The sequence below is a fragment of the Synechococcus sp. MU1611 genome (assembly GCF_020514255.1).
In the GTDB taxonomy this organism is placed as follows: domain Bacteria; phylum Cyanobacteriota; class Cyanobacteriia; order PCC-6307; family Cyanobiaceae; genus Parasynechococcus.
In genome coordinates, this window is the sequence record NZ_VTLC01000001.1 from 750,168 (window position 1) to 759,646 (window position 9,479).

Consider the following 9,479-nt stretch of genomic DNA (forward strand, 5'->3'; position numbering starts at 1 on the left):
GCAGCTCTCTTACAGCCGTGGCAACAGCGGAATCAACCGCTCTAGGGCAACGCCTCGGCTGGCCTTCAGCAGCAGCACATCTCCGGAGGTCAGCCAGGCCGAGAGGGGAGCTGCTGCTGCTTCCGGGCTAGACACCAGCTGAAGATTGGGCAGCGATGCCGCCACCTCAGCCATCGCCGCCCCCTCCGCACCAGAATCCACAAGCACTAGGCCGTCCAACCCAAGCTGAACGGCACGGGCCGCGACCTCACGATGCAACTCGAGGCTGCGTTCCCCAAGTTCCAACATGGTTCCCAGCACGGCAAAGCGACGCCCCGGTTGAGCAGCCAACAGGTCAAGGGCCGCTAGAACCGCCTCGGGCGAAGCGTTGTAGGTCTCATCCAGGAGAGTCAACCCACCCTGTTGCAGGCGGCGGTTGCGCCCGCCAGGCACCATCACCTGCATCCCCGTCAACGCCTTGCGGGATACACCCAGCTGATCGGCTACAGCCACAGCCAGCAGCAGATTTCGGGCGTTGTGGCGCCCCTCAAGCTGTAGTGGGAGACGATCACCATCGATCAGCAACTGATTCCCATCAATGGCGCCGATCAGATCGGCATCAGCCAGATCAGCATCGACCTGGGGATCGTCGACAAGGCGCACCCGCAACACGCGGCCTGACCAAACCGCTGCCAGGGCTCTCTCCAGCAGAGGATCACCGGCGGGAATCACCACGGTTCCCTTCGGATGAAGCCCAGCGGTGATTTCACACTTTGCGGCCGCAATCGCCTCGCGACTGCCGAGCCGCCCAATGTGGGCCGTTCCGATGTTGGTAATCACCGCCAGATCAGGCTCCGTGCAACGGGAGAGACGTTCAATCTCCCCAGGCCCTCGCATGCCCATCTCAATCACCAGGGCACGGTGATCAACATCGGCCTTCAACACCGTGAGTGGCACACCCACGTCGTTGTTGTTGTTGCCTTCACTGGCCTGAATCGGCCCTAGCGGTGCCAATGCCGCCCGTATCAATTCCCGCGTTGTGGTTTTGCCTGCCGAGCCTGTGACAGCCACCAGGGGTTGGGCCAGAGAGCGGCGATGGAGCAAGGCCAACTGCTGATAGGCCAGGAGTGTGTCGTCGACCCGCCAATGCAGCAGATTCGGCGGCAGCGGCTGCGCCCAGCTGCGGTTCACAACAGCTGCCTGAGCCTCCCGTTCAGGGAGTTGATCGAGGAAGTGATGGCCATCAAAACGCTCACCAACCAGGGGGACAAAGAAATCACCCACGTGGAGCTGACGGCTATCGGTACAGACTCGTCCCAAGGCGGCATCGGGTTCAAACGTGCCGCCCGCAGGTGTTCCCCATGCATCGATCAGCTGACGCAGCGTCAGGGTCATGCCACCAACCCGAGATCAAAGAGGATCATTCCGCCCCCGACCCGGGCCGACCGCCCCAGCAGTTCGCCCTGTTCATTGAGCAACTGAAGACTGGAGTAGTCCAGCTCGAGGGCGGATTGCAACCAGCTGGAGGCGAGGGTCTGACGCTGGTCGACCGCCATTTGCTCCCACACGTCGACGGACAACTCCAACAGCAAGCGATCCTGCTCCGGAACGGGCTTGGCAGAAAGAAGAAGTCCCTCGGGAACAGCTGTGTCCTGAAACAAGTCAAAGAGGGGATCAAAACTGAGTTGGGGCTGGGAAGGCTCCTCTTGTTCCGAAGCCAGCGCGGATTGCACCGGCGCAGGCACGGGTGAGGGTTCCTCCGCCATGGGCTGTGGTGCTGGAATCAACTCAAGATCGGGCAATGCAAGGGGAGACTCCCGTGGCATCTCGACCGGCTCCTGACGTGGATCGGTGCTGGCATGGGTCTGCCACCAACGCAGGCCCGCTACGGGAAACAACAAGAGCAATACCAGCAGCAAGGGCCAAAAGCTGGGGGCCAGATCCCGAGGCCAGAAGCCTGGGACCGATAGCTCACCTTCTCGGTTGCGGCGCCAGAGCTCCTGGAACCGCAGCCGCAGATCGGCAGCCATGGCCTGCAGATTGCGTCCGAACTCCCGCCAAGGGCTGACGTAGGGAGCCGGAAGGTTGCCTGACGGCTCCCCGCTCTGGGACTCAGATCGGGCCTCAGATTGGGAGTCAGATCGGGCGGGCTCGCTCAAACTCAACTGGATCGACGACCGAAGAGACGGTTCAGGGGATTACGACCAGCGGAGGGCATCCCAGAGGGAGCGATGGCCTCTTCAGGCTGATCCTCAGAACGGGATGGATCTGCGGATTGCCCCTGAGAGAACTGTTCCACAAGGGCAGCATCCGGTGTGGGCTCTTTGATGCCACAGACGTCCTTGTACATGAGGTCGTAATCGACAGCGGAACGATCCCAGCTGTAGTCCTCATTCATGCCGCGTTTCTGCAGCTCGACCCAGCTATCGCGATGGCGGAAGGCCTCCCAGGCCCGCACCAAGGCCGTGTAGAAATCGATCGCTTCAAAACGATCGAAGCAGAATCCAGTGCCGCTCTCGGCAGCTGGGATGTGAGGCGGAACCGTATCGACAAGACCACCAACCTTGCGGACCACGGGGACCGACCCGTAGCGCATGGCATAAAGCTGGCTGATGCCACAGGGTTCAAAACGGCTGGGCATCAGGAAGGCATCACTGCCGGCGTAGATCAAACGCGACAGATCATCGTCATAGGTAAGGAAGACGGCGCATCTGCCTGGGTGACGTGAAGCGAGTTGCCAGAGACCGGATTCCAGCCCGCGATCACCGGTTCCCAGCACAACAATCTGCGTGTCGGTGTAGGCCAACAGTCGATCAGCAACCTGCAGCAGAAGATCGACTCCCTTCTGGTCGACGAGACGACTGACCATGCCGAGAACAAAGGCATCCTGCCTCACCTCGAGCCCCATCCGCTCCTGGAGCACTTGCTTGCACACCGCCTTGCCGGACAGATCATCGGCACTGAAATTCGCCGGCAATGATCTGTCGGTCGCAGGATTCCAGGCATCGAGATCGATGCCGTTCAGGATGCCGCGCAGTTTGCCCGAAATGAAGTTGAGCAGACCCTCCAACTTTTCGCCGTACTCCGCCGTGCGGATTTCCTGGGCGTAGGTGGGAGACACCGCATTGACGCGTTCGGCGTAAAGGAGAGCCGCCGCCATCGTGTGGTCCCCTTGCATGTACCAAGGGCACCAGGTCATCCGATCGAGTTTCCAGCGCCATGGGCCCTGGTACTTGAGGTTGTGGATCGTGAACACCGTGCTGATTTCCGGGTCCTGATGCATCCACACCGGGATCATCCCGGTATGCCAGTCATGGCAGTGCAGCACCTGGGGTTTCCAGACATTCCAGGAAAATTCAGCAGCGGCGCTGGCGAAAAAGGTGAAGCGCCAGTCCTCATCGTCACCGCCGTAGACGCGCTCAGGGTCGAACACCGGATGACCCACCAGATAGATGGTCATCCCATTGGTGGGGTGCTTTGTTTCGTAGACGGCAAACTCAGTGCCCATCGTCTGAGCCCGCCAGATCGGATCCGCCGGCACGTTCAGGCGATTCCAAAGCTTGGCGTAGCCCGGCATGATCAGGCGCACGTCATGGCCGAGCTTGGCCAATGCCGGTGGGAGGGACCCGACCACGTCGCCCATCCCTCCGACCTTGATCATCGGGGCGCATTCCGCTGCAGCGAAAAGGATGCGCATGTCTGAGATCGGCGTTGGCGCGGCGACTTTAAGGGGGATTTACGAATCTGTTACGTCAAGGGAGCACTGTCACCTGAGTTCCAAGCGACACCTGGCGATACAGGGCACTCACATCCTCGTTGTAAAGCCGCACACAGCCATGGGAAACGGCCCGTCCCACCGTCCAACGGTGGGGGGTGCCATGGAACCCCGTGGTGGTGCATCCCTTGATCGTGATCCAGGCCTCTCCGTCATGGGCATCACGGCCCATACAGTCACGATGGAAGGCGATCCAGTGGCTCCCCAAAGGATTGTCTGGCCCCTGCTCCTCAACGCGCTCGCCAGTGACCGGATGGACCCACACCGGATTTGGGATCTTCTGCAGCACCTCAAAACGGCCGGAGGGGGTCTCCCAACCAGGCATGCCGATGGCGACAGGGAAGGCGCTGCGCAAGTTGCCGTTATCGAGCAAGAACACACGGCGACGGCCGCGCAGCATCACGACATGGCGATTGGATTGCCCACGCAAATCCTGAGGCAGTGACGCCAGGCCAGCCGGGACTGAATCCATGGCGGCCGCCTGAAGCAGAGGCAGCGGATCCGGCAGAGGAAGAGGCAACATGCCCGTCAGGGTAACCAGCCTGTTTCTGAAAAATCCGGCGGCCTCTTCTCAAGAAAGGCATTGCGACCTTCCAACGCTTCTTCAGTTCTGTAGAAGAGGTGGGTGGCATTGCCGGCCAACTCCTGCAGCCCGGCGAGGCCATCGGTTTCGGCATTGAAGGCGGCCTTGAGGCAACGGATGGCCGTGGGGCTGTGCTGCAGCACCTCCCGGGCCCAACGCACCCCCTCCGCCTCAAGCTGATCCAACGGCACCACGGCATTAACAAGCCCCATCTCCAGAGCCTCCTTGGCGCCGTAACGTCGGCAGAGAAACCAGATTTCACGGGCCTTGCGCTGACCAACCACCCGCGCCAGGTAACCCGAACCAAAGCCGCCGTCGAAACTGCCGACCTTGGGTCCGGTCTGGCCAAACACGGCGTTATCAGCGGCGAGGCTGAGGTCGCAGAGCAAATGCAGCACCTGGCCACCGCCCATGGCGTAGCCAGCCACCAGAGCGATCACCACCTTGGGCAGGCTGCGGATGATGCGCTGCAGATCCAGCACGTTCAGGCGCGGCAGGCCGTCCTCGCCGACATAGCCGCCGTCGCCGCGAACACTCTGATCACCGCCGGAACAGAAGGCATAACCACCATCAGGGGCCGGGCCAACGCCGGTGAACAGCACCACACCGATGTCACGGTCATCCCGGATGCGCGTGAAGGCATCACAGAGCTCCATCACCGTCTGCGGGCGGAAGGCGTTGCGCTTGGCGGGGCGGTTGATGGCCACACGAGCCAGGCCGTCTGCGCAACGGTCCACAAGGATGTCCTGGTAACTGCCCCACGGAGTCCATTGCGCGGTTGGCGCACCGGGGAGCACCTGACGCATGTCACTCATCGGGTTCAGAGCTCGGTGCTTTCATTCTGAGCAGCGGCGCGCAGCTGCTGACGCAAGGCGGCATCACGACCTCGGTCGCTGCACAACCGCAACAACACAGGCCGCTGCAACGATAAACCCCAGGCCAAGGCCTCCTGCAGATCATCCAGACAGGCCACCTGGCGCCCGGGGACGCCATGGGCTGCCGCCAAGGCCAGGGGATCCACCTGCTGAGGCATGGCGAAGAGTGATTCGAAGCCCGACGTCTCGATGGGCAGCTGCTGAAAAATGCCACCACCGCCGTTATCAATCAGCAGCACCAGCAGTGGAGGTGGGGCTGCTGCTGAGGAGGCATGCAACCAGCCGTTGCTGTCATGAAGGAGCGCAAGATCACCGGTCACCAGAGCCAGCGGGCCAAGATTCACCGCCAGGCCCATGGCAAGGGACAAGGTGCCATCAATGCCGGAAGCTCCGCGGAAGCTGAAGCAACGGTGGCGGCCGCAGGCGGACCCACCCCAGGTCAACCAGTCGCGCACCGGCGAACTGGCGGCCAGCATCACCGGCAACTGCTCCGGCAGGAGTTGCGGAAGCCAGTAGGCCAGGGCGGGCTCGTTGACAGCGCCGCTCAAGGGCAGCTGGGCCTCGATCCACGGCGAGAGATCGTTTCTCCCCGCCGATGGCTTCTGCGTTGCGTCAGGGTCAGGGTGTTGGGCCATCCAGGGAGCCATGCCTCCCGACCATTGGCTGGCACACCGCAGCGGATCAAGGGGCCTTGGATCTCCTTCCGTGATCAACAGCTGAGGGCCCTTATGGCGCTGAAGCCAGGCCTCCAGCCGCCGGCTGGCGGGCATCGGCCCAAGCCGCAACACCTGAGCGTTCTCAGGCAAGGCCAGCTCATCCAACTGCAGCTCCCAATGCTCGATGCGGTTGGGGCACTCGGCGGCAAGGGCGGCGAGGGGATCCGCCAGCACAGGCCAGCCGCTGGCGTTCAACCAGCGACGCACAGCTTGTTGGTAGGGCGCCAAAGCAGGCGAAAGTCCACGCCAAGGGCCAGCAATCACGACCCCAGGGCGCTCAGGATCAAGGCGAGGCGGAGGCGCAATCTCGAGCGGAGGCTCAGGGCAAGCCGTGGGTAAACATGCACCCGAGACGAGCTGTTGTTGTTGCTCGAGAGTGGTGTGCAGCGGCTCCTCGAAGGGCAGGTTGAGCTGCACAGGGCCCGGTGGGCCACTGCCTGCCCCCTGGACTTTTTGCCAGGCCTGAACCGCCAGGGCATTGAGGGCTTCGTTGGCCTGCGTATGAACACCGTCTGCCGCTCCACTGCCGAACCAGCGGCAGGCCGCGAGGAGGAAAGATTCCTGATTAACGGTCTGGTTGGCGCCGCAGTTTTTGAGCCGGGCGGGGCGATCCGCCGTGAGCAGCAGCAAAGGCTGACAGGAACGGTCCGCCTCCACCGCAGCGGGCAGCAGGTTGGCCACCGCGGTGCCGGAGGTGGTGACAACAGCCACGGCACGGCCGCCGGCGGTCGCCATGCCGAGAGCCAGAAACGCGGCCGACCGCTCATCGATGGCCGTGACCAACTGCAGCTTCGCCTGGGACGCCAACACTCCCGCCGCTGTTGCCAGGGGGCCGGACCGGCTGCCAGGGCAGAGCACCAGCTGCTTCAGCCCCTGGAGGCACAACGCCTCAAGCAAGGTGAGAGCGGCCTGCAAATTGGTGCGGGCGGTGGTCAGTGCAGCAGGCCAGGCTGGTGTGATCTTCGGTCAACAATGACCCAACCCACGACACCCACTCCAGGAGAAGACAGCAAAGGCTTCTGGCGCAATTTGATTCTCTGGGCCCTGCTGGCCCTGCTGCTGCGCTGGTTGGTGGTGGAACCGCGCTGGATTCCCTCCGGCTCGATGCTGCCTACCCTGCAATTGCAGGACCGCATCCTGGTGGAGAAAGTCAGGCCACGCCTGGCTCACAGCCGCCACGGCCATCTGCACCGGGACGATGTGGTGGTGTTCGCTCCGCCTGAGCAGCTCGTGGCCGCTGGCTATGACGCATCCGCAGCGCTGATCAAACGGGTGGTGGGCCTGCCTGGCGATCAGCTGGAAGTACGCGACGGGACCCTGATTCGCAATGGATCACCGCTGGTGGAGCCCTGGTTGAGGGAAGCGATCGATTACGACATGGCTCCGATCACCGTGCCGGCGGATCAACTGTGGGTCATGGGTGACAACCGCAATGCCAGCCTTGATTCCCATCTCTGGGGATCACTGCCAGAAACCAATGTGCTGGGCACGGCGATTTGGCGGTATTGGCCGCTGCAGAGGTTCGGTCCGATACGGATCCCCGACACCAGCGCTGACGGTTGAAACCGAGGGCTTGCGTTAGTGTCAGGGCCGTGATGTACATCACAGAGAATGTTTAACCCCGAGTTTCTGACAACTGACAGCAGTGACGGTCAAGCGGGGAACAGCCTGATCCAGTACCTGCAGGAGCAATCTCCAGACACTCTGCAGCGGGTCGCCAAATCAGCAAGCAACGATATTCAAGACATCATTCGCCATAACGTTCAAGGGCTGCTGGGAATGCTTCCAGGCGAGCACTTTGAGGTGAAGGTGACAGCCAACCGCGACAACCTCGCCAATATGTTGGCCTCAGCGATGATGACTGGATATTTCCTGCGCCAAATGGAACAGCGCAAGGAGCTGGAAGAAACTCTGTTCGCTGATGAACAGATGGCGATCGAGCCTGAAGACGAGCTCAAGCTTTGATCACGGGCTGATCAGGCACGACGCCCAGATCCAGCAAACGCTGATCAATCGAGCCGAGAAATTCCCAGTTCTCTGAACTGGGAGCCCATTCCCGCTGTTGCAATGACGTGAGCAGTTGTTCAACGGTTTCGGGCGTGAATGTGACTGGCGCGCTGTAGTGGGCCGGCACCAGCCAGCGCAACTCAGCCAGGCCACCCAGCTCGTGCAACCAACGCAGAAGTGCGGCCTGTGCCCTAGGCAACACCAACCGCTCGAGCACCGGGGCCACCTGCAGCCTTGGGGCTTCGCTTCCCATCAAGCCATCGGCTGCAGCCTGCCAACCCGGCAGCCAGCGGAAGGGATAGAGACCGAAGTGAGCCCGCAGAGAGCGGAGCCCTGGCTTGAAGGCATCCCGGAGCAGCTCCGGCAGGCCTGGAACTTCCAGCGGTTCCGGTCTCAGATAGGAGGCAAAGAGCACCAATCGGGCCCAGCCGCGGCGGCGGGCTTCCGCTGAATCGTTGAACGGCTCATCTCCGCGTTCACGGGCATGGAACAACAACGGCGTTGGATCGAGGTCGAACAGGGCCGGGGGTTCAGCACTGATGCCCACAAGGGCGTCGGTAACCAAGAGAGCGCCTGACGGGCGATGGAAACAGGAGACTTCCTGGAAGCGACCGACGCCAAGGTCGAGCGGTCCCAACGACAACCACTCACAAACATCGCCATGGGGAAGACCATCGTCGAACAACACCTTGGTGCGGCCTGCCGGAACGCCCAGCCAGGCCAGGGGCAACTGCACCGGGAAGCTCCACTGCCCCGGACACACCCACACCTCCGCATCAGGGAAGGCGCGGGCCAGGGGGCCGAGGGGAAGCTTGTGCTCCAAACCAGAGGCGGTAGGTAGCACGATCGTGCGCACCGGACCGTGCTGTTGCTCAAGGCCGGCGATGGCTTGGCGAACCTCTCCGGTGGGCGGCAAGGGGTTCACCAACATCAAGCCACCGGGCACCTTGGCCACGGTGAGCCGCACCGGCACGGCCACGTAATACACCCCCTGCAGCTGCTCAAGGCTCCAGAGCTGGCCTGGGATCAGCTCCCTGAACAGCGTGCGACGGCGGCCATAGGGATAGAGGGGCAGCAGCGGCCAGAAACCCCAGCGCTGATCAGCAGGATTCACACCAGCTCCAGCCACCACACTCCCCATCAATGCAGTGATTCTGCAGAGGAATGGATCAGGTCATTCATCAGGACGATCACTTCATCCCACATCGCTATGCCCATCAAGGCAAGCAGTCGAGTGCACAGAACACGCAGATTCCCTGCTTAACGCCAACGCTGATCAGCCGATAAGCCGGGCCTATCAATCTCATCAGGAGTGCTCGGGCTGGGCGCCATGTCGGCGCCGCAAACTTCCTTTACATTGCCGCTGTCGGGTTAACCGACCTTTCTTATCTGCCACCGGGATTCGTCCCACCGGCTCCTTTCCGTTCTCATGACCACCACCCTCCAGCAGCGCTCCGGCGCTTCCAGCTGGCAGGCCTTCTGTGAGTGGGTCACCTCCACCAACAACCGTCTGTATGTCGGTTGGTTCGGTGTGCTGATGATCC

At 62.2% G+C, this 9,479-nt stretch carries 9 protein-coding genes and 1 pseudogene; 3 read left to right on the plus strand and 7 right to left on the minus strand.

Annotation, left to right across the window (positions count from 1 at the left end; translation table 11 throughout):
* Positions 1 to 9 precede the first annotated feature (9 nt).
* The 6 genes from murF to menD are packed head-to-tail and all read right to left on the minus strand — an operon-like array spanning position 10 to position 6,843.
* Positions 10 to 1,374 (minus strand): UDP-N-acetylmuramoyl-tripeptide--D-alanyl-D-alanine ligase, encoded by a 1,365-nt coding sequence (murF, locus tag FZZ92_RS04420; protein ID WP_226422657.1) that lies wholly within the window; start codon positions 1,372 to 1,374, stop codon positions 10 to 12.
* Positions 1,371 to 2,138 (minus strand): hypothetical protein, encoded by a 768-nt coding sequence (locus tag FZZ92_RS04425; protein WP_226422658.1) that lies wholly within the window; start codon positions 2,136 to 2,138, stop codon positions 1,371 to 1,373. Before FZZ92_RS04425 ends, murF begins: the two co-directional genes overlap by 4 nt.
* A 2-nt stretch (positions 2,139 to 2,140) precedes the next feature.
* On the minus strand, positions 2,141 to 3,676 hold the full coding sequence (glgA, locus tag FZZ92_RS04430; protein WP_115023415.1) for a glycogen synthase GlgA: 1,536 nt from the start codon (positions 3,674 to 3,676) through the stop codon (positions 2,141 to 2,143).
* A gap of 55 nt (positions 3,677 to 3,731) precedes the next feature.
* Positions 3,732 to 4,277, minus strand: coding sequence for a L,D-transpeptidase (locus FZZ92_RS04435; protein ID WP_226422659.1), 546 nt, complete (start codon positions 4,275 to 4,277; stop codon positions 3,732 to 3,734).
* Positions 4,278 to 4,282: 5 nt separating this feature from the next.
* Positions 4,283 to 5,152, minus strand: a complete 870-nt coding sequence (menB, locus tag FZZ92_RS04440; protein WP_226422660.1) for a 1,4-dihydroxy-2-naphthoyl-CoA synthase — start codon at positions 5,150 to 5,152, stop codon at positions 4,283 to 4,285.
* A gap of 5 nt (positions 5,153 to 5,157) precedes the next feature.
* The gene (menD, locus tag FZZ92_RS04445; RefSeq protein WP_226422661.1) at positions 5,158 to 6,843 is read right to left on the minus strand and encodes a 2-succinyl-5-enolpyruvyl-6-hydroxy-3-cyclohexene-1-carboxylic-acid synthase; all 1,686 of its coding nucleotides are present in this window, start codon (positions 6,841 to 6,843) and stop codon (positions 5,158 to 5,160) included.
* Between the two features lie 57 nt (positions 6,844 to 6,900).
* Between menD and lepB the strand changes: the two genes are divergently transcribed.
* Both lepB and FZZ92_RS04455 read left to right on the plus strand, forming a co-directional pair.
* Positions 6,901 to 7,491 carry a signal peptidase I gene (gene lepB / locus FZZ92_RS04450; protein ID WP_226422662.1) on the plus strand — a complete coding sequence of 197 codons (591 nt, stop codon included), beginning with the start codon at positions 6,901 to 6,903 and terminating at the stop codon, positions 7,489 to 7,491.
* Between the two features lie 48 nt (positions 7,492 to 7,539).
* Complete coding sequence (locus FZZ92_RS04455) at positions 7,540 to 7,893, plus strand: DUF760 domain-containing protein (protein WP_115023423.1); 354 nt, start codon at positions 7,540 to 7,542, stop codon at positions 7,891 to 7,893.
* Here the strand turns inward: FZZ92_RS04455 and FZZ92_RS04460 are convergent.
* Complete coding sequence (locus tag FZZ92_RS04460; protein WP_226422663.1) at positions 7,883 to 9,076, minus strand: DUF4336 domain-containing protein; 1,194 nt, start codon at positions 9,074 to 9,076, stop codon at positions 7,883 to 7,885. The two genes, FZZ92_RS04455 and FZZ92_RS04460, sit on opposite strands and share 11 nt — an antisense overlap.
* A gap of 288 nt (positions 9,077 to 9,364) precedes the next feature.
* Here FZZ92_RS04460 and FZZ92_RS04465 point away from each other — a divergent pair.
* Positions 9,365 to 9,479 (plus strand): annotated as a pseudogene (locus tag FZZ92_RS04465) (photosystem II q(b) protein); the annotation flags it as partial.